The following is an 18,228-nucleotide window of genomic DNA, read 5'->3' as shown; positions in this document are numbered from 1 at the left end:
TTATGCCAAAAGACGGCGGCGAGGGCGAGGCGCCCCGTCATTCAGAGGGTGTTAAGCCTGTCGCGCCAGACTCCCTCCAATGAATGTCTCGGTCGCAACCTCCATGACGACTGTCCTGGCGGAAAGTCGGGCGCAGCGGGAAAAACAGGTGCAGGAGCGCGCCGAAGCCAAGCTGCGCGCCGCCCGTTCCGCCGTGGAGACCCTGAAACAGAGCGCGAGCGCCGCCGCCGACGACGCCAAGGCGCAGCGCAAGGCTTCGGCCAAACAGAAGGTCGAACAGCTCAAGGCCCGCATCCGAATGCTGCAAATGAGCGGCTCGGCCGATCCCAAGCTGTTGGCTCAGTTGGCGCGAGAGCTGAAGGCCGCCGTGAAGATGTACGGCGGCGGGGATGCAGGCGGCGGCCTGGCGGCGGCGGCCTCGGGCGCGCCGACGGCGACCCTTCAGGGCGAGACGGCCTCCGATCCTGCGGCCGCCGCCGATACAGGCGCTGAGGTCGCCGCAGCCCCGGATGCGGCCTCGACCGAGACGGCGTCGGCGGCGGAAGGCCAGAAAGAACCGGGCGTCGATCAGACCCAGTCGGAAGGTGAAAAGTCGGAAGGTGAAAAGTCGGACGGGGCCGCCAAGGCGGACGCCAATCCCTATCGCCGCATGGCCGAAGAGGCCCAGGCGCGGAGCCTAGAACAGGCCCGCCGCAGCGCCGCCCAGCAGGAGGACCGCGACTTTCTGAGGGAGGTCCGCGACCTCGCCAACCAGATCAAGACCCTGGCCAAGCGCGCTCAGCAGCAGGCGAGCTCAAACCCTGCTCAGACTCGACAGGCGGACGAGGCCGATCAGGCCGCCGCCGAGGCGCTGCGCGCGGTCGAGACCGCCGGCCGCGAACTGGGGGCGGCCGGCGTCTCGCTGAGCGTCTAGATCAGCCCTTGGCCCAGACGCCGAACGGATCGCTCCAGTCCATGCCCAGAGCCTGGGCGACCGCCGGATAGGTGATCTCGCCCTTCAGAACGTTCAGGCCGCGCGCCAGGTGCGGGTCCTTCTTCAGCGCCTCCAGACCGTGATCCGCCAGGGCCAGGCCGAAGGGCAGGGTGGCGTTGTTCAGGGCTTCGGAACTGGTGCGGGGCGCGGCGCCGGGCATGTTGGCGACGCAATAGTGGACCACGCCGTCGATGACATAGGTCGGGTCTTCGTGGGTCGTCGCGTGCGAGGTCTCGAAACAGCCGCCCTGGTCGATGGCCACGTCGACCAGCACGGAGCCGGGCTTCATCTTGGCCAGATGTTCGCGCTTGACCAGTTTCGGCGCCGAGGCGCCGGGCACCAGGACGGCGCCGATCACCACATCGGCCTTGACGATTTCCTCTTCGATCGCGCCGATCGAGGAATAGCGGGTGATGACCCGGCCGTTGGTGACTTCGTCGATATAGGCCATGCGGGGGATCGAGCGCTCCAGCACCACCACCTCGGCGCCCAGGCCCATGGCCATCCGCGCTGCGTTCAGACCGACCACGCCGCCGCCCAGCACCAGCACGCGAGCCGGCGCCACGCCCGGCACGCCGCAGAACAGCAGACCCATGCCGCCGTTGTGCTTCAACAGGGTCTCTGCCGCCGAGAAGACGGCGATCCGACCGGCGACTTCGGACATGGGCGCCAGCAGCGGCAGGCCGCCGCGCGCATCGGTCACGGTCTCATAGGCCACGGCCGCGCATTTCGACGCCAGGAGGCCCTTGGTCTGTTCCGGATCCGGCGCCAGGTGCAGATAGGTGTAGAGGATCTGGTCCTCGCGCAGCATCTCCCACTCGACCTTCTGCGGCTCCTTGACCTTCACGATCATGTCGTTGTTGGCAAAGACGGTCGCCGCGTCGGGGACCAGGGTCGCGCCGGCCTTCTCGTAATCCGCATCGGTGAAGCCGGCGCCCAGGCCGGCGCCGGTCTGGACCGAGACCGAATGGCCGTGGGCCACATATTCGCGCACCGCCGTCGGCGTCAGGCCGACCCGGTGTTCGTTCTTCTTGATCTCGCTGGGAACGCCGACTCGCATGGGGCCTCTCCGTGATGGGTTCAAACCTCCGCCTCTCCTGGGCGGATCGCAGACGGCACATATAGCGCCGAGCCGAACGCAGAATCCTGTTCATTTCAGGGCCTGATCGCCGTACATGCGAATTTTCTGCGAAGAGGTTGGCCCATGAAGACCGTTTCCGCCGTCGAACTGGACGGAACCGACAGGAAGATGCTCCGTCTGCTGCAACAGGACGGCCGCATGACCAACGCCGACCTGGCCCGTCAGGTGGCCCTGTCCGAAAGCGCCTGCCTGCGCCGGCTGCGAGCGCTGGAAGCGGCCGGCGTGGTCGATCATTATGCGGCCGTGATCAGCGAACGGGCCGTGGGCCTGCCGATCAGCGTCTTCGTCACCGTCACCCTGTCGTCCCAGTCCGAGGCGGCGCTGAGCGCCTTCGAACAGGCGGTGGCGGCCGCGCCCGAGGTGATGGAATGCTATCTGATGACCGGCGGCGCCGACTATCTGCTGCGTCTGGTGGTGCGCGACGTCGATGATCTGGAACGGGTCCACGCCAAGACCCTGACGCGCCTGCCCGGCGTCCACCGGGTCTCGTCCAGCGTGGCCATGCGATCGGTGGTCAAGCGCGGGGTTCTGCCCATTTAGTTGCGGCCGTGCGGAAAACCCGTATGATGCAAGAGTGGAGGACGAACTACATTTCCAGTGGGATGACGGGAAGGCTCGATCCAACTTCGTCAAACACGGCGTCCGTTTCGAGGATGCGACCTATGTGTTCGATGATCCCTGGAGGCTCGAGGACTTCGATCAGTTCTCCAACGGCGAATACAGGAGCCTGTGCATCGGCCGTGTCGGAGAAACGGTGCTGGTCGTGGTCTACGCCGAACCTGAAGAGGCCGTGATCCGCACCATCTCCGCCCGAGCGGCGACCGCCCATGAAAGAAAGGCCTATGAAGCAAGTTTCCTTCACCCGTAATCGGGGACAGACGCCCGCGCTGGACGAAGGCGCGCTGCGTGACGCAGGCCGGCGGTCGGATGAGGTCCTAGCCGTCGGCGCCGTCTCCGACGCGGACAACCCGCCGGTGGATTCAGATCGCCTGATGCGGATGGCGGTGGCGCGCGAGGTGCGCCGGGTCAGAGAGGGGCTCGGCCTGAGCCAGCCTCAGTTCGCCGCCACCTATCGGATCGGCCTGGCGCGTCTGCGGGATTGGGAGCAGGCGCGGTCATCGCCGGATTTGCCGCTCTTGGCGTTTCTGCGGATGATCGATCAAGAACCCCAGAGGATCGCTCGGACGGTCGCCGAGGTGGAAACGACCTTCGACGCGGCTTGACCTCTATCTCAGCGCCAGGGTCACGGTCTTCACATCCACATATTCGTCTATGCCGTGGATCGAGCCCTCGCGGCCGTAGCCGGACTGTTTGACCCCGCCGAACGGGGCGACGGCGGTGGAGATCAGGCCGGTGTTGACCCCGCACATGCCCGCCTCGATGCGGCGGCTGAACCGCATGGCCCGATCCAGGTCGCGGGTGAACAGATAGGAGGCCAGGCCGAATTCGCTGGCGTTGGCCTTGTCCAGCGCCTCGGTCTCGGTGTCGAAGGCGAAGACCGGGATCATCGGACCGAACGTCTCTTCCTCGCGGAACAGGGCGTCGTCGCCGCCCAGGGTCACGGTCGGCTGGAAGAAGCGGCCGCCCAACTCATGACGCGATCCGCCGGTCAGAACCCGCCCGCCGTCGGCCCTCACCGCCGTCACATGTTTCTCGACCTTCTCGATCGCCTTGTCCTCGATCAGGGGACCGACCTTGACCCCCTCTTCGAAGGCTGCGCCCACCTTGATCTTCGCCACCTCGGCCGCCAGCTTCTCGGCATAGGCCTCGGCGACGGACCGCTCGACATAGACCCGGTTGGGGCAGACGCAGGTCTGGCCCGAGTTCCTGAACTTGCCCTTGATGGTCTCGGCGACGGCCAGGTCCAGATCGGCGTCGGCGAAGACGATTAGGGGGGCGGCCCCGCCCAGTTCCATCGACACCCGTTTCAAGGTCGGGGCGCACTGTTCGGCCAGCTTGCGGCCCACGCCGGTCGAGCCGGTGAAGGACAGTTTGCGGATCAGGGGGCTGTCCGTCAGCACCTTGCCGATCACGCTCGCCTCGCCCGTCACGATCGACAGGGCGCCGACCGGCAGGCCGGCCTGATAGGCGAGCTCGGCCAGGGCGATGGCCGTGAACGGGGTCTGGCTGGCTGGCTTGACCACGGCGGTGCATCCCGCTGCAAAGGCCGGTCCCAGTTTGCGCGTCAGCATGGCCGCCGGGAAGTTCCACGGGGTGATCAGGGCGCAGGGCCCCACCGCCTCGCGATAGGTCAGCAGCAGATGGCCCAGCGGGCTGTCCTGGGTCTCGCCGATCAGCCGCTCGGCCTCGCCGGCGAACCATTTGATGAAGCCGTTGGCGTAGGTCACCTCCCCCTTGGCCTCCTCGAAGGGCTTGCCGTTCTCCAGGGCCATCAGGGCGCCCAGGCCTTCGAGGTTCTGATCAATCAAGGCGGCCCACTGGCGCAGGAAGGCCGCACGCCTGTGCGGATCGCCGCGCGACCAGTCGGGAAAGGCCTCGGCGGCAGCCTGGATCGCGGCGTCCGTCTCTGCGGCGCCCAGCTCGGGGACATGGCCGATCACCTCGCCGGTCGCGGGGTCGTCCACCGCAATGCCTGACCCGTTCGCCGGGATCGGCTCGCCGGCGATCAGGGCGTGCTGGCGCATCAGGGCGAGGCCGGCGTTCTTGGCGGTCTGGTTCACGATCAATCTCCTGAGGCTGTCCCGAAACGAACAAGGCCCCGACGAAGCGGGGCCTTGCAAGTCCGATGCGGCTCGCCTGTCGGGAAGGCGAGGCGGCGGCGGCTTAGTTCTTGGCGTCTTGGGCGGCGCCGGTCACGGCTTGGCCGGCGGCCTGGGTGTCGCGGCCCACGCCTTCGACGGTGTTGCAGGCGGCGGTGGTCAGGGCGGCGGCGGCGGCGACCAGGACAAAGATCTTACGCATGAGAAGGCTCCGGTTCAGCCGACATGGGAGTCTGTCGGTCTTGCCCTAGGAACGCGACGCCACGGCGGCGGTTCCCTCCGGCTTCAGGCCTTGTCGGCCGGGTCGGCGGGCGACAGGGCTTCGGGCGTGGCGAAGGTCATGCGGGCGATGGAGCCGCCGCCCGGCGCCTCCACGAACTCGGTCTCGCCCCGCAGCTGTTTGGCGAAGGCGCCCATCAGGGTCTGACCCACGCCAGCCTCGGCGGCGGCGGAGCCCCCCGGACCGTCGTCCTCGACTTCCAGAATGGACGTCTCGCCATAGACCCGGAAGCGGACCTTCAGCGCGCCGCCGCGACCGGCGAAGGCGTGCTTCTGCGCATTGTTGACGGCCTCGACCAGCCACAGGGCCAGGGGCGCCAGCTTGTCAGGATCGACATAGAGGGAATCGGCGTCCACCGAACTGACCACCACATGGCCGCGCACCGCCTCGCCGGCGATGAGCTGGCCCACCAGCTCGTTCAGGAAGTCGCGGGCGTCGGCGTGGCGGATGTCCTCGCTCTGGTACAGGGTGCGATAGATCAGGGCCAGGGCCGAAATCCGCTGGCGCGTGTCGCCCAGCGCCGCCTTGGCCGGGGCGTCGGTCAGGGCCCGCTGCTGCATCGACAGAAGCGAGGAGATGATCTGCAGATTGTTCTTCACCCTGTGGTGGATTTCGCGCATCAGCGCGTCCTTTTCGGCCAGGGAGGCGTTCAGCTCCCGGTCGCGCTGGGTGATGGCCTCGGCCATTTCGTCCAGGGTCCGAGCCATGACGCGGATTTCCGACGGGGCGTTCATGGCCTGGAGCGGCCGCACCGAAAAGCGACCGCGCGCATAGAGGGCGGCGATCCGTTCCAGATAGTCCAGCCAGCGGATGAAGATCCGCTCGGACAGCAGCATGACGGCGGCGAAGGCCGTCAGCCAGGCGCCCAGGGGCAGAAGCAGGGTGCCGATCGGATTGAGCCGCGCCCAGGACAACAGCCCCGGCGCCGGCGCCGACAGCAGGGCGTAGAGATCGCCCCCGGCCAGAACCGCTCCGGCGTAGTCGCGGCGCTGGCCCTGGCTGTCCTTGCCCGCAAAGACGGCCGAGCCCTGGTCTCGCGCGCGCTCCACCCAGCCGGTGACGTCGCCCCCGTCCGACAGGCGGAAGGCGGCGGGGTCGCTGGCGAGCAGCACCCGCCCTGCGGCGTCCGTCAGCGCCGCTTCGGACTGGTCGGGCAGGGCCGGATCGCGAGTGTCCGGCTGAAGCGCCGACAGGGGAATGACGGCCGCCATGGCGCCGTCGAACCGGCCCATCGGCCGTTCGGCCCGGATGGCGACGATCAGGGCGGCGGGATAGCCGGCGTAGACGGGGGCGCGAACCACCACCAGATCCTCGCCGCGGCGAAGCCGTTGGAACCAGGTCGAGCCCGCCGCCGGCGTCACGCCCGACCGCAATCCCTCGGGACGTCCGGAGGAACAGACCGCCTCGCCCGTCGGGCTCAGGCGATAAAGGCCCTCATAACCCTCCAGCCGATCGACCAGGGCGGTCAGGCGTGGCGCGCAATAGGGGCCCAGGGCGTCGGGGCTGAGCGCGCGCAGCAGAACCTGGGCGCTGTCCAGCCGCGCCTTGGCGCTGCCGGCGCTGCGTTCGGCGGCGAGTTGCAGATCGGTGCGGCGATCATCCGCCTGCCGGCGGAAGTCCGCCTGGGTCTGGATGACGATCAGGATCAGGATGGGCAGCAGGGCCAAGGCCATGGCCGTGCCCAGCCGGAAGCGAATGCCTTGGAACCGGGCCGAATTCCAGCGTCGTCCCAGGCGAGGCCTCGGCGCGGGGGCGTCGGATTGGGCGGCCTGGTTCACCGAGGCTCAGGACCGCGCGCCGGCCAGCCTGTCGGCCTCGCCGAGAATGGTGCGCATGGCGTCCCCGGCGGCCTTGCCGTCGCGGCTGTATCCGCCCTTTTCCAAGGTGGTCAGAAGCGCGCGGCGCGCCCGGCTGACGCGGCTCTTGACCGTGCCGACGGCGCAGCCGCAGATTTCGGCCGCCTCCTCATAGGCGAAGCCTCCGGCGCCGACCAGGATCAGGGCCTCGCGCTGCTCTTCGGGCAGGGTCTTCAGCGCCTGACGCAGTTCGTCCAGGGCCACCGGGGCCTCGGGGTCGTCCACCGCCACCAGGGTCCGCTCGGCGGCCTCCTGGTCCAGCTGCGACTGACGCCAGGACCGGCGTTTCTCGGAATAGAACTGGTTGCGCAGGATCATGAAGGTCCAGGCCTTCATATTGGTGCCCATCTGGTAGCTGGCGCGCGCGTCCCAGGCCTTCATCATCGCATCCTGGGCCAGATCGTCAGCGGCCGTCGCATCGCCCGTCAAGGTGCGGGCGAAGGCGCGCAGATGCGGAATCAGCAGGACCAGTTCCCGCTTGAAGCCCTCATCATCCGCAGAGGCGGGTTTGGGCGCGGCGCCCAATCGGGACGTGCTCATGCGCCACCGTCCGACGCCTTGGCGTCGGCGCGCTTCAGAATATCCAGGAATTCGTCAGGCACGGGCTCGTTGACCACCTCGTCGAACATGTGCCGTAGCTTGACGCCGATGGCCTGTTGACGAAGGCGAGCTTCTTCGAGCCCCGCCTCCCCCGTGTTGCCGGCGCCCTTGCGCCGCGAGGAATCGGAAGAGTCAATCATAGACAGAACACCGCCCACCCAACTGCAGTGCAGAAATGCAGGTCCATTAACGGTCCCTCTGGCTCCGGGTTCCTCAGATGCGGTAATAAAAATCGACAGAGCGCAAGCGCTGCGGAACCGCATCGGGGCTTTGGCGTTTTCAGCCTCTGTATCGCTGTCGTCCATCCTCGGGCGCGCAGCCTCTGTCGGGGACTATCCAGCATGAGCCTTCTGGCCAGACTTGCGCCGCATCTGCCCTATGTCCGCCGCTATGCGCGGGCCCTCACCGGCGATCAATCGACCGGCGACAACTATGTGCGGGTCGCACTCGAAGCGCTGGCTGCGGGAGAGCAGCAGCTCTCGCCGGACATGACGCCGCGCGTCGCCCTCTATCACGTCTTCCACGCCATCTGGTCCTCGACCGGCGCCCAGTTGGAAAGCGGGTCTCAGATCGGCGCCTTGGGCGACGGCCGCGACGAGGCTTCGCGTCGCCTGATGCGGATCGCGCCGCGCTCGCGCCAGGCCTTTCTGCTGACGGCCCTGGAAGGCTTCACGCCTTCGGAAGCGGCCCAGATCCTTTCGGCCGATCCCCGCGACGTCGAGCGGCTGATCGCCGACGCCCAGTCGGACATCGACGCCGAACTGGCCACCGACGTCCTGGTGATCGAGGACGAGGCCATCATCTCCGCCGACATTCAGAGCCTGGTGAAGGAACTGGGCCACCGCGTCACCGGGGCTGCGACCACCCATGACGAGGCCGTCGAGGCGGTGGCTCGCCACAAGCCCGGCCTGGTTCTTGCCGACATCCAGCTGGCCGACGGCTCTTCCGGCATTGATGCGGTCAAGGACATCCTGAAGGACATCGACGTGCCGGTGATCTTCATCACCGCCTTCCCCGAACGCCTTCTGACCGGCGAAAGGCCTGAGCCGACCTTCCTGATCACCAAGCCCTTCCAGCCCGAGACGGTGAAGGCGGCGATCAGCCAGGCCCTGTTCTTCCATCCGTCGCGCCACAAGGAAGCGGCTTAATCTCGAACCCTCTTGCGCCCCCAAGGGTGCGGATGAAGCCCCGGCCGCCTCGGCGCCGGGGCTTTTTCACATCAGCTGGACGGCTGGGTCGGGGCGTTGACGTTCGCCGCCTCTCCGGTGGGCACGGGCTGCGGCTCGCCGTTCGGGCCGGTCGGCGCGTCGGCGGCCGGCGGCGTCGCAGCATCGCCGCTGAAGGCGCGCGCATCGACCGCCTGGTCCCCGTCGTTGGCGTTGGTCTGGGACAGGCCGCCCTGGCTGAACATCCAAAGCAGACCCAGCAAAAGCGCCGCGCCGCCCAGGGAGGCGATAAGGATCAGCAGGATTCGGCTGCCGGATCGGCCCTGGCGAGCCGAGCGCGCATCTACGCCCTGACGATCGACCAGACGATCGTTGTTCGGTTGCGGTTCTTGGTGCGTCATGGTCTGCGTCCCGGCTGTTGCTTATGACCAGACACAACGCCGCCTGAGTAACGGCGTTCCTACCCGGGATCTTTCGCGCCAGGCACGAAAAAAAGCCGCCTGTTGTCGGGAACCGGGGTTCACCCACGCCGTTAGGAGACTGCGGAGGCGGCGACGCCCCCCCGACTTGAGATTGGCGACAGCCAATCTGCCGCCTCCGCACCTCATTCTCGATGATGCCACTTCAAAGGCGGTCCGCTTGGACCGCCTTTTTCTTTTCAACCCGGCCCTCGACCCGCGCCGCGCGCAGGGCCAAGATGATCCTCAAAGAAAACGCACGGAGAGAGACGCATGGTTTCCAACGCCAAGATCAATCGTCAGTGGGTGCTGCGTCAGCGGCCCAAGGGCCTGGTTCAGCCCGGCGACCTGGAGCTGGTCGAGACGCCCGTGCCGGAGGTGAAGGAATCCGAGGCGCTGGTCCGCACCGTCTATCTGTCGCTGGACCCCACCAACAGGACCTGGATGAACGATTCCGAAGGCTATCTGCCGCCTGTGGGGCTGGGAGAGGTCATGCGCGGCCTGACCCTGGGGGTGGTGGAGCACAGCCGGTCGGACCGGTTCAAGGTCGGCGACGTCGTCATGCCCGCCGCCGGTGGGTGGGCGGATTACGCCGTCGTGCCCGAAGCCGGGCTTCGGCCCGTGCACCGGGCGCCCGGCCTGCCGCTGACGGCCAATATGTCGGTCCTGGGCATGACCGGGCTTACGGCCTATTTCGGCGTCACCGACGTGCTGAAAGCCAAGGCGGGCGAGACGATGGTGATCTCTGCGGCGGCGGGGGCGGTGGGTTCGATCGCCGGCCAGATCGCCAAACAGCGCGGCTGTCGCGTCATCGGCGTCGCCGGCGGCCCTGAGAAATGCGCCTGGCTGACCGACGAACTCGGGTTCGACGCGGCGATCGACTACAAGAACGAGGACGTCGGCGACGCGCTGGACCGGCTGGCGCCCGACGGAATCGATCTCAACTTCGAAAACGTCGGCGGCGACATCATGATAGCCGTCTTCAACCGGCTCAAGGTCCACGGCCGGATGGCGGTGTGCGGCCTCGTCTCATCCTACAACGCCACCAAGGCGCCGCCGTCGCCCAACTTCGCCCGGATCATCACCCATCGGCTCCACGTCCAGGGCTTCCTGGTGCTGGACTATGCGCCTCGCGCCCGCGAAATGGTCGCGGAGATGGGTTCGTGGCTGGCCGAGGGCAGGGTGAAGTGGAAGGTCCACGTCGATGACGGCCTGGAAGGCGCGGTGGACTCGTTGAACCGCTTGTTCACCGGCGACCACGACGGCAAGCTGCTGGTCCGTGTTTCCGAAGAACCAGGCTGAAGGATTTCCATGAGCGACCCCCTGCTCGTCCATTTCGAGGATCTGGAGACGGGGCAGGTCGTGCCCCTGGGGGCCTGTGCGGTCGATCCGGGGGCGCTCGACCTCTTCGTCGAGCGGTTCGCGCCCGGCTGGGACGCCGCCTATGGGGCGCCCGATGCGATGATCTACGCCCTGTGGAGCCGGTTGGCGGCCGAGAAGTCGGGCGCCTGGGCCCAGACCAAGATCCTGGCCGTCGACGGGCTGCGTTATCTGCGCAATCCGCCGCCGGGCGAGCTGCTGCGAGGCCGGATGACCGTCATGGGCAAGGATCCGGTCGGGGACGGAAAAGGCATCGTCATCGCCCAGCACGATCTGCTGGACGAGGCCGGGCGGCTGGTCTTCTCCTGCCTGACCCGCGCCCTGTTCTCCCGACGCTGAAATTGAAAACGCCCGCCGGTGCGACCGGCGGGCGTTCTCTTTGACGTCAGGCCGAGGCTCAGTTGACGCTGGCCGGGGCCTGGCGAAGGAAGGCCAGGGCGATCAGGCGGTCCCAGCCCAGCAGCGACACCAGATGGGCATAGATCTGGCCCAGGGCGCCGTTGTCGCGCAGCTCGGCCAGCTTCTCGGCCGGCAGGGCCCTCAGCTTGTCTTCCGACACGGCGTAATATTCGGCCAGCTTCTGGGGCGCGCCGGGCGTGCCGTCCGGGTTGCGCGGGGTGAAGACAGCTTCACGCACGTCCAGCAGGTCCAGGTCCTGGATCAGCTTGACGAAGGCTTCGGTGCGCTGACGCTCCTGTTCGAAGTTGTTGCAGAACTCCATCGCCATATTGGTGTAGTCGCTGGGCTTGCCCTCGACGAACAGCGGGTTCTGGCCGCCCTCGGCCACGATCGGGGCGCCCCGGTCGATGCACAGGATCAGGCGCTGGTTCTGCTTGTCGTCGGCGAAGACGAACGGATAGCGGCGCACATAGGCGGGGATGTAGGCGTCGGGGCGGGAGTCGCCGTCGTCCGCCACGAACAGGGTCTCGCCCTGGCGCAGCCCCATGACCACGACCGGCTGGCGGTTCTCACCGGTGAAGATCACCGGATAGGACAGGGCGGCGGCGGCGAACTCGGTCACCGTCAGCGGCACGATGTTGGTCTGGCCGACGAAGGCGTAGGGCTTGTCGGCGGCGTTGACGCCCAGCGCGCCGTGCAGGGTCGGGTCCAGCGGTTCCGGCTTCGTATAGAAGAGGACGTTGCCTTCGAGCGGCGAGTTGTTCGTATCGGTCATGAGGAGCCAGGCGCTCTTGGAGTGGAATGAGGCGGGCCTTCTAGCCCAAGCCCGCCTCAGCGGCAAACCGCCCGATCAGGAACCGGTCAGAAGGCGTAGCTGACGCCGATCCGCAGGTTGCGCCCGGGCAGGGGCGCGATGTCCTTCAGGAAGGAGGTATGCTCGCGCGCCTCCTCGTCCGTCAGATTGTGCGCCTCGGCGAAGACGGTGACGTCCTTGTCGGCGAACGGCCGAACCGCGCCGCGCAGATTGACCAGCGTATAGGCGTCGGTCGGCAGTTCGCCTTCCGCCAGCCTGTCCTGTTCGCCGACGTGGCGCACTTCGCCAGTCAGGTCCCAAAGCGTCGAGGTCCAGGCCAGACGGGCAGTCGCCGACCAGGGCGGAATGCGCGCGGCCGGACCCAGGTCCGTGTCGGTGCGGACATAGTCGGCCGCCCCCTCCAGCGACAGTTTGCGATCTCCGTCCTGCCACAGGGCGTAGGCGGCCTCGGCCTCGAAACCGTAGAAGTCGGCGTCGGTCTGGACGAAGCGATAGACGGGGAAGGTCTCGCCCTCGTCGGTGGTGAAGTCTGCGCCGGTGCGGCGTTCGTCGATGAAGCCGTCGTACCAGGCCTTGTAGAGGTGCAGATCCCCGGAGAACCGGTCACGGTCGAAGTGGACCGTGCCCTCCAGCGTGGTCACCTTCTCGGTGTCCAGGCCCAGGTCGCCGGTCTCATAGGCGGCGGTGGCGACGTGGACGCCGTCGGCGAACAGTTCGACCTCGCTGGGCGCGCGTTCCGTCCGCGACAGGCTCAGCCCCAGGAACAGGCCGGCCTGGGGACGCAGGAAGGCGGCGCCGCTGGCGGACCAGTTGTCGAACTGACGCTCCACCTCGGCCGTCTCGCCCAGCGGAACGGCGCTCAGGGTGCGGCGGTCATAGCGCAGCCCGCCCTCGAAGCCGTAGCGGTCGCGGTCATAGCGCTGGACGGTGTAGAGGCCCTGTTCCTCGATCTTGACGGTCGGGACGAAGGCCTCCTCGCCGATCGCCTCGAAATTGCGCTCCAGGGCCTGGACGCCGACGGCGCCGTTCCAGCCGTTCCGCTCGCGCTGGACCAGCTCGCCGCGGGTCTCCCAGCCGTCGGAGTTGAAGACGGTGCCCGGCTCGCCCGGTCCTTCGAACTCGGTGTGGGTGTAGTCGGCGTGGCCGTAGGAGGCGCGAACCTTGGCGAAGGGACCGGCGTCGAACCGGTATTCGCCGCGGCCGTCCCAGCGCTCCTGCTCCAGATTGATGAAGACTTCCGGCTCGGCGACCGTGCCGTACTCGCTTTCGGTCTTCTTGTAGGACAGGCCGACGAAGCCCTTGTCGGCGATATAGGAGCCGCCGACGCCCCAGGCGTTCAGCTCGGACCAGGAGTTCGGCTGTTTGTCGCCCGCGCCGCGCGGCTCGCCGTCGCTGTCGGCCAGAACCTGGGACCGGGCGGGAGAGGGGATGTCATAATCGTCCGTCTTGCGGGTCACGCCGCTCAGGTTGAAGGCGAACCGGCCGGCGCCGACGGTGACATGGCCCGAGGCGCCGCGGCCGTCGTCCACGCTGGAATATTGGGTCGAGACCCGACCCTCGACCCCGCCTTCAGGCAGGGCTTCAGGGATGCGGTCGTCGATGATGTTGACCACCCCGCCGATGGCCGAGCCGCCATAGACCAGGGTGGCCGGGCCGCGCACGACCTCGATCCGATGGGCTTCGCCGGGATCGGTGGCCACGGCGTGGTCCGGCGAAACGGAGCTGGCGTCGATCTGGCCCAGGCCGTTGGTCAGCACCTGGACGCGCGGGCCGGACAGGCCCCGGATCACCGGGCGGCTGGCGCCGGGGGCGAAGTCGGTCGAGCGCACGCCTGGCAGGCCGTTGACCAGATCGCCCAGAGACGTCGCCGGGGCGATGGCCAGGGCCTGGTCGTCCAGCACGTCGGTGGCGATGGTGGTGGCGCGCTGGGTGACGCCATAGGGGGTGGCGGTGACGATGACGTCATCGACCTGGGCCGGACGGCCGGGGCCGGTCTGGGCCAGGGCGGCGGCGCCCAGGGCGCTCCAGGCGACGGCGGAAAGCAGAAGCGAGCGGGTGACGGTCTGACGCATGGACATCACTGGGGTTCAGGAGAGGAAGCGTTTCTGTTATGAGATAACATCACGGACTGCAAGCCGTGTTCTGTTGCGGCCGGGCTTATCAAGGATTAGCTGTGGCTCATGAACGCCGTCTGCGACCATGATCATCTTCATTCCGGCCTTGACGGCGCACGCCTGGACCGCGCCCTGTCCGAGGCGGAGGCGCGGGTGGTCTCGGCCGGCGAGCGCATGACCCCGCCGCGCCGCCGGGTGCTGTCGCTGCTGCTCGAGAGCGGCGAGCCGGTGAAGGCCTATGATCTGATCGCCCGGTTCGGCGAGGACGGACAGGCCGCCAAGCCGCCCACCGTCTATCGCGCGCTCGAATTCCTGGAACGCCACGGCATGGCCCATCGGATCGCTTCGATCAGCGCCTATGTCGCCTGCGCCGGCCAGGAGGTCGGGGGCAGCCATGCGGCCGCCTTTCTGATCTGCGACTGTTGCGGGGTGACGCGCGAGATTGACGGGCCGGGCCAGGACGTCATCGCCGCCGCCGGCGCCGCCGCCGGCTATGCGATCGCCCGCACCACGATCGAGGCGCACGGCCTGTGCGCGGCCTGCCGGGACGCGGCCTGATCATGGATGCGGCCCTGATGTCTCCGCCGCGCCGGCTCAGCGTCCCGATCGACAATCGATGGGGCGGGGGGCGGATGTCGGTCCTGGACTTCGGGGATCCGAAGCGTCCGGTCGATCTGATCTTCTCCCACGCCAACGGTTTCAACGCCGGCGCCTATCGCAGCCTGTTGTCGCCCCTGTCGACGTCGCTGCGGATCTGGGCCCCGGACCTTCGTGGCCATGGGGCCTCTGACCTGCCGGTGTTCGCCCGGCCCAAGACCAGCTGGCGGGATCACCGCGACGATCTTCTGGCCCTGATGGAGACGATCGAAGGTCCGCCGCCGGTCCTGGCGGGCCATTCCATGGGCGGGACCGCCTCCCTGCTGGCGGCGGCGGAGCGGCCGGACCGGGTCGCCAGCCTGGTTCTGCTGGACGCAGTGATCTGGCGGCGGTCCGCCATGCTGGTGTTCAACCTGCCCTTCGCCCACCGGTTTCTGTCCCGCATTCCGATCGCACGCGCCACGCTTCGCCGCCGCGCCCTGTTCGCCAGCCGCGAGGAGGCCATGGCCGCCTACCGCGGTCGGGGGGCGTTCAAGGGCTGGCCCGACATGGTGCTGGCCGACTATCTGTCCGAAGGCTTGGTGGAAGGCCCCGACGGCTTCACCCTGGCCGCCACCCCGGCCTGGGAGGCGGCCAACTACGCCGCCCAGGCGCACGATCCCTGGCGGGCGCTTCGCCTCTATTGCGGTCCAATCCGCATTCTAAAGGCGGAACACGGCGCCTTGACCCACGTGCCCTCGTCGCCGCGCGGCCTGCCGCACGTCTCGGTCGAGGTGGTGCGCGGCGGCGGTCACATGTTCCCCATGACCCACGCCGACGTGACGCGCGAGGCCCTGTTCGAAGCCGCCGTCTGAGGTCGGACGAATAATCGGGGGACAGGGCGGTCGCCCCCATGATAAGGCCGCCTTGAGCATAACCCCCGAGACGCCTCGCTTGCCCTTCTTTCACGCCGGTCCCGCGCCCCAAGGCGCCGGCCCCCGACCGGGGGCGCTTCGCGACGGGCTGATCCTGACGCCGGGGATGAAGGTCGGCCTGTTCGGCGGATCGTTCAATCCGGCCCATGAAGGCCACGCCCATGTGGCCGAGACGGCCATGCGGCGGCTGGGCCTGGATCGGGTGGTCTGGCTGGTCTCCCCCCAGAACCCTTTGAAGGACGCGCGCGACAGCGCCCCCCTGGCCGAACGGATGGCCTCGGCCCAGGCCCAGGCCAGGGTTGGGGGCCCGTCCATGATCGTCTCGGATTTCGAAAGCCGGGCCGGGGTGGTCTGGACGGTCGAGACCCTGCGCCTGCTGGTCGCCCGCCATCCGGGCGTCCATTTCGTCTGGGTCATGGGATCGGACAATCTGGCCGGCTTCCATCGCTGGAGGGGCTGGACCGACATCATGCGGCTGATGCCCGTGGCGGTGATCGCTCGGCCGGGATCGCAACTGGACAGCCGCACGGCGCCGGCGGCCGCCCGCTTCGCCGCCTTCCGCATACCGGCGGAGCAGGCGGGCCTTCTGCCGACCCTGGCGGCCCCGGCCTGGACCTATCTGACGGCGCCCCTGAATCCCCTGTCCTCGACCGCCATCCGGGCCTCGAAGAGGCCGGACGCGGGCTCGTGATCCCGGCGCCGGTTCACGTTCGCCCCCATCCGTGCTAAGGGGCTGCTTTAGTCAATGCTCCTGGAGCCCTCCGCTGACCCCCTCGCCCGCGTATGACGCGCAAGACGCCGCCGTTTCGAACACGGCGCACGAGATGGACCCTATCGAACCTCTCCATTCCGAAGACGGATCTGAAACGACCGCCGCATTCGGGGATTCCGTCCCCCGCCCGGTCGGATCGACTCCGCTTGAAGAAGCCCTGCTGAGCCGCCTCGACGAGGACAAGGCTCAGGACATGGTCCTGATCGACCTGAAGGGCAAAAGCGCCATGGCCGACACCATGATCGTCGCCTCCGGCCGCTCGCACCGCCACGTCGGCGCCATCGCCGACCACCTGCTGCGCACCCTGAAGGATCAGGGCCTGGGCAAGGCCAAGGTCGAGGGCCTGCCGCACTGCGACTGGGTGCTGATCGACGCCGGCGACGTGATCGTCCACCTGTTCCGCCCGGAAGTGCGGACCTTCTACAATATCGAGAAGATCTGGGCCGTGGACTCGGCCCACCGCATGGTCCGCGACTAGAGAATGAAGCTGAGCATCGTCGCCATCGGCCGACCGGGCCGGGGGCCTGAGGCGACGCTCGCCGACGACTACGCCCGGCGCGCCACCCTTGCGGGACGCGCGCTGGGCCTCGGTCCCCTCGAACTGATCGATCTGGAAGCCCGTAAACCCGGCAAGGCGCCGGAGGCCGAGTTGATCCTTGCGGCCGCCGAGGGCGCGCACCTGATCGCCTGCGACGAACGGGGCAAGACCTATTCCTCGCGCGCCTTCGCCGACCACGTCGCCAAGCTGCGCGACCAGGGCGAACGCCGTCTGGTCTTCGCCATCGGCGGGGCGGACGGGCTGGACGAAAGCGTGCGCGCCGCCGCCGCCTCGACCCTGGCCTTCGGTCCCCAGACCTGGCCCCACGCCCTGGCCCGCGCCATGTTGGCCGAACAGCTCTATCGGGCCGTGACCATCCTGGCCGGATCGCCTTATCATCGCGACTGACATGGGCCGCGCCTCAGCACTCTCTCTCGCCCTGATGACGGGCCTGGTCCTCGCCGCCCCGGCGGCGGGGCGCCAAGCGTCCGAGAGCGAGCTGGCGCGGATCCAGGCCGACTATCGCGACGAGGCCGTGCGGGCGCGGCGCCTGCGCGCCGACGCCGAGGCCGCCAAGGCCGAACTGGCCCAGCTGGAGCGTCGGCTCGCCGCCCTGCGCGCCGACGAACGAACCGACGACCGCCAGATCGAGGACCAGAGGGCCCGGCTGAAGCAGCTGAGCGAACGGGAGGCGGACCTGGTCACGGACCTGGCCCGCGAGCGCGGCGCCCAGGGGCGTCTGCTCAGCGCGCTTCAGATGATGAGCCGCCGCCCGCCGCCGCCGCTTCTGGTTCCCGCCGACAAGGCGATCGACACGGTGCGCGCCTCCATCCTGTTGAAGGCCATGACGCCCGAGCTGGAGCGCCGCGCCAAGGCCCTGGCCGAGCGTCAGGCCGAGATCATGCGCATTCGCCGCCTGGCGGTCCTGTCCTCGGAACGGCTCTTGACCACCGAAAGCGCCCAGGGCGATCGCCGCGCCCAGATCGAGGGGCTGACCGCGCGCAAGACCGCCCTCACCGCCGTGCTGAACGCCGAGGCGCGCAGCGCCGAACGGGCGGCGCGGGCGCTGGAGGCTCGAATCCGCGACCTGGGCGGCGCCGTCCCCTCCGCGCAGGAGGCCGAGGCCGCCGAGGCCGAGACCGCGCGCCTGCCGGCCGGCCGCAACCGGCTCAGTCCGCCCGTGCGCGGCGCGCCGACCCAGACCTGGGGGGCGGGAACCTCGGGCTGGCGCTGGCGCGCCGACCGCGCCCCCGTCGCCGCCCCGGCTGACGCCAAGGTGGCCTACGCCGGTCCCCTGACGGGCTGGGGCCAGGTGGTGATTCTTGATCTCGGCCCCGGCTGGCGGGCGGTGATCGCCGGGCTGGAGCAGTTGGACGTCCAGGCGGACGCCCGGGTCTCCGACGGCCAGACCCTGGGCCGCAGCGGGCCGGACGGCGACGTCTATTTCGAACTGCGCCGGGACGAGCGCCCGATCGACCCCGGTCCTTGGCTGCAATGAGCGGCCGG

The 18,228-nt window shown here is 68.6% G+C and carries 22 protein-coding genes; 13 read left to right on the top strand and 9 right to left on the bottom strand.

All coding sequences use genetic code 11. The features are described from left to right. Positions 1 to 103 precede the first annotated feature (103 nt). Positions 104 to 913 (top strand): hypothetical protein, encoded by an 810-nt coding sequence (locus tag JMT67_RS08640; protein ID WP_201463233.1) that lies wholly within the window; start codon positions 104 to 106, stop codon positions 911 to 913. Between the two features lies 1 nt (position 914). Here JMT67_RS08640 and ald read toward each other — a convergent pair whose 3' ends face one another. Beyond that, positions 915 to 2,033, bottom strand: coding sequence for an alanine dehydrogenase (gene ald, locus JMT67_RS08635; protein ID WP_183218366.1), 1,119 nt, complete (start codon positions 2,031 to 2,033; stop codon positions 915 to 917). A 144-nt stretch (positions 2,034 to 2,177) separates the two neighbouring features. Between ald and JMT67_RS08630 the strand changes: the two genes are divergently transcribed. Genes JMT67_RS08630 through JMT67_RS08620 form a run of 3 tightly spaced genes read left to right on the top strand, consistent with a single transcriptional unit; the run spans position 2,178 to position 3,337 of the window. Continuing rightward, positions 2,178 to 2,654 carry an Lrp/AsnC family transcriptional regulator gene (locus JMT67_RS08630; protein WP_054764061.1) on the top strand — a complete coding sequence of 159 codons (477 nt, stop codon included), beginning with the start codon at positions 2,178 to 2,180 and terminating at the stop codon, positions 2,652 to 2,654. A 34-nt stretch (positions 2,655 to 2,688) separates the two neighbouring features. Further along, a complete protein-coding gene (locus tag JMT67_RS08625; protein WP_183218368.1) occupies positions 2,689 to 2,982 on the top strand; it encodes a BrnT family toxin in 294 nt (97 codons plus the stop codon). Further along, positions 2,957 to 3,337, top strand: coding sequence for a helix-turn-helix domain-containing protein (locus JMT67_RS08620; RefSeq protein WP_054764059.1), 381 nt, complete (start codon positions 2,957 to 2,959; stop codon positions 3,335 to 3,337). The genes JMT67_RS08625 and JMT67_RS08620 overlap by 26 nt, the downstream gene beginning before the upstream one ends. 3 nt (positions 3,338 to 3,340) lie before the next feature. On the opposite strand, the gene JMT67_RS08615 is transcribed toward JMT67_RS08620, so the two are convergent. From JMT67_RS08615 to nepR, 5 genes are all read right to left on the bottom strand, one after another. Further along, positions 3,341 to 4,795, bottom strand: coding sequence for an NAD-dependent succinate-semialdehyde dehydrogenase (locus JMT67_RS08615; protein WP_182714016.1), 1,455 nt, complete (start codon positions 4,793 to 4,795; stop codon positions 3,341 to 3,343). A gap of 103 nt (positions 4,796 to 4,898) precedes the next feature. After that, entirely contained in the window at positions 4,899 to 5,036 is a 138-nt protein-coding gene (locus JMT67_RS08610) for an entericidin A/B family lipoprotein (RefSeq protein ID WP_017505506.1), read from the bottom strand. A gap of 83 nt (positions 5,037 to 5,119) precedes the next feature. After that, positions 5,120 to 6,892 carry a sensor histidine kinase PhyK gene (phyK, locus tag JMT67_RS08605; protein ID WP_321208007.1) on the bottom strand — a complete coding sequence of 591 codons (1,773 nt, stop codon included), beginning with the start codon at positions 6,890 to 6,892 and terminating at the stop codon, positions 5,120 to 5,122. A gap of 6 nt (positions 6,893 to 6,898) precedes the next feature. Next, complete coding sequence (locus tag JMT67_RS08600) at positions 6,899 to 7,510, bottom strand: sigma-70 family RNA polymerase sigma factor (RefSeq protein WP_054764058.1); 612 nt, start codon at positions 7,508 to 7,510, stop codon at positions 6,899 to 6,901. Further along, positions 7,507 to 7,710, bottom strand: coding sequence for an anti-sigma T factor NepR (gene nepR / locus JMT67_RS08595; protein WP_054764057.1), 204 nt, complete (start codon positions 7,708 to 7,710; stop codon positions 7,507 to 7,509). The genes JMT67_RS08600 and nepR overlap by 4 nt, the downstream gene beginning before the upstream one ends. Positions 7,711 to 7,911: 201 nt before the next feature. On the opposite strand from nepR, the gene phyR reads away from it, so the two are divergent. Next, on the top strand, positions 7,912 to 8,718 hold the full coding sequence (gene phyR, locus JMT67_RS08590) for an anti-anti sigma factor/receiver protein PhyR (RefSeq protein WP_152948987.1): 807 nt from the start codon (positions 7,912 to 7,914) through the stop codon (positions 8,716 to 8,718). 71 nt (positions 8,719 to 8,789) lie between these two features. Here the strand turns inward: phyR and JMT67_RS08585 are convergent, their stop codons facing one another. Beyond that, positions 8,790 to 9,137 carry a hypothetical protein gene (locus JMT67_RS08585; protein WP_152948986.1) on the bottom strand — a complete coding sequence of 116 codons (348 nt, stop codon included), beginning with the start codon at positions 9,135 to 9,137 and terminating at the stop codon, positions 8,790 to 8,792. Positions 9,138 to 9,467: 330 nt separating this feature from the next. Here JMT67_RS08585 and JMT67_RS08580 point away from each other — a divergent pair, with 330 nt between their 5' ends. Then, positions 9,468 to 10,496, top strand: a complete 1,029-nt coding sequence (locus tag JMT67_RS08580) for an NADP-dependent oxidoreductase (protein ID WP_201463232.1) — start codon at positions 9,468 to 9,470, stop codon at positions 10,494 to 10,496. Between the two features lie 9 nt (positions 10,497 to 10,505). Beyond that, positions 10,506 to 10,913 carry a hotdog family protein gene (locus JMT67_RS08575; protein WP_054764053.1) on the top strand — a complete coding sequence of 136 codons (408 nt, stop codon included), beginning with the start codon at positions 10,506 to 10,508 and terminating at the stop codon, positions 10,911 to 10,913. A gap of 58 nt (positions 10,914 to 10,971) precedes the next feature. Here JMT67_RS08575 and JMT67_RS08570 read toward each other — a convergent pair whose 3' ends face one another. Together JMT67_RS08570 and JMT67_RS08565 are read right to left on the bottom strand one after the other, a co-directional pair. Continuing rightward, a complete protein-coding gene (locus JMT67_RS08570) occupies positions 10,972 to 11,748 on the bottom strand; it encodes a SapC family protein (RefSeq protein WP_201463231.1) in 777 nt (258 codons plus the stop codon). An 86-nt stretch (positions 11,749 to 11,834) separates the two neighbouring features. Then, positions 11,835 to 13,865, bottom strand: coding sequence for a TonB-dependent receptor (locus JMT67_RS08565; protein ID WP_201463230.1), 2,031 nt, complete (start codon positions 13,863 to 13,865; stop codon positions 11,835 to 11,837). A gap of 102 nt (positions 13,866 to 13,967) precedes the next feature. On the opposite strand from JMT67_RS08565, the gene JMT67_RS08560 reads away from it, so the two are divergent. The 6 genes from JMT67_RS08560 to JMT67_RS08535 all read left to right on the top strand — a co-directional run bounded on the left by JMT67_RS08560 (position 13,968) and on the right by JMT67_RS08535 (position 18,220). Continuing rightward, the gene (locus JMT67_RS08560) at positions 13,968 to 14,459 is read left to right on the top strand and encodes a Fur family transcriptional regulator (RefSeq protein ID WP_054764050.1); all 492 of its coding nucleotides are present in this window, start codon (positions 13,968 to 13,970) and stop codon (positions 14,457 to 14,459) included. A 2-nt stretch (positions 14,460 to 14,461) separates the two neighbouring features. Beyond that, complete coding sequence (locus JMT67_RS08555; RefSeq protein WP_201464016.1) at positions 14,462 to 15,352, top strand: alpha/beta hydrolase; 891 nt, start codon at positions 14,462 to 14,464, stop codon at positions 15,350 to 15,352. A 52-nt stretch (positions 15,353 to 15,404) separates the two neighbouring features. Then, on the top strand, positions 15,405 to 16,103 hold the full coding sequence (locus tag JMT67_RS08550; protein ID WP_257720136.1) for a nicotinate-nucleotide adenylyltransferase: 699 nt from the start codon (positions 15,405 to 15,407) through the stop codon (positions 16,101 to 16,103). Between the two features lie 133 nt (positions 16,104 to 16,236). After that, a complete protein-coding gene (rsfS, locus tag JMT67_RS08545) occupies positions 16,237 to 16,662 on the top strand; it encodes a ribosome silencing factor (protein WP_082382550.1) in 426 nt (141 codons plus the stop codon). A 3-nt stretch (positions 16,663 to 16,665) separates the two neighbouring features. Next, entirely contained in the window at positions 16,666 to 17,130 is a 465-nt protein-coding gene (gene rlmH / locus JMT67_RS08540) for a 23S rRNA (pseudouridine(1915)-N(3))-methyltransferase RlmH (protein ID WP_152948980.1), read from the top strand. A 1-nt stretch (position 17,131) separates the two neighbouring features. After that, positions 17,132 to 18,220 (top strand): murein hydrolase activator EnvC family protein, encoded by a 1,089-nt coding sequence (locus JMT67_RS08535; RefSeq protein WP_201463229.1) that lies wholly within the window; start codon positions 17,132 to 17,134, stop codon positions 18,218 to 18,220. Positions 18,221 to 18,228: the final 8 nt, after the last annotated feature.

It is taken from the genome of Brevundimonas aurantiaca, assembly GCF_904830995.1.
GTDB classification, from domain to species: domain Bacteria; phylum Pseudomonadota; class Alphaproteobacteria; order Caulobacterales; family Caulobacteraceae; genus Brevundimonas; species Brevundimonas aurantiaca.
The sequence above is the reverse complement of the archived record's forward strand: the minus strand, read 5'-3'. Positions and strand labels throughout refer to the sequence as shown.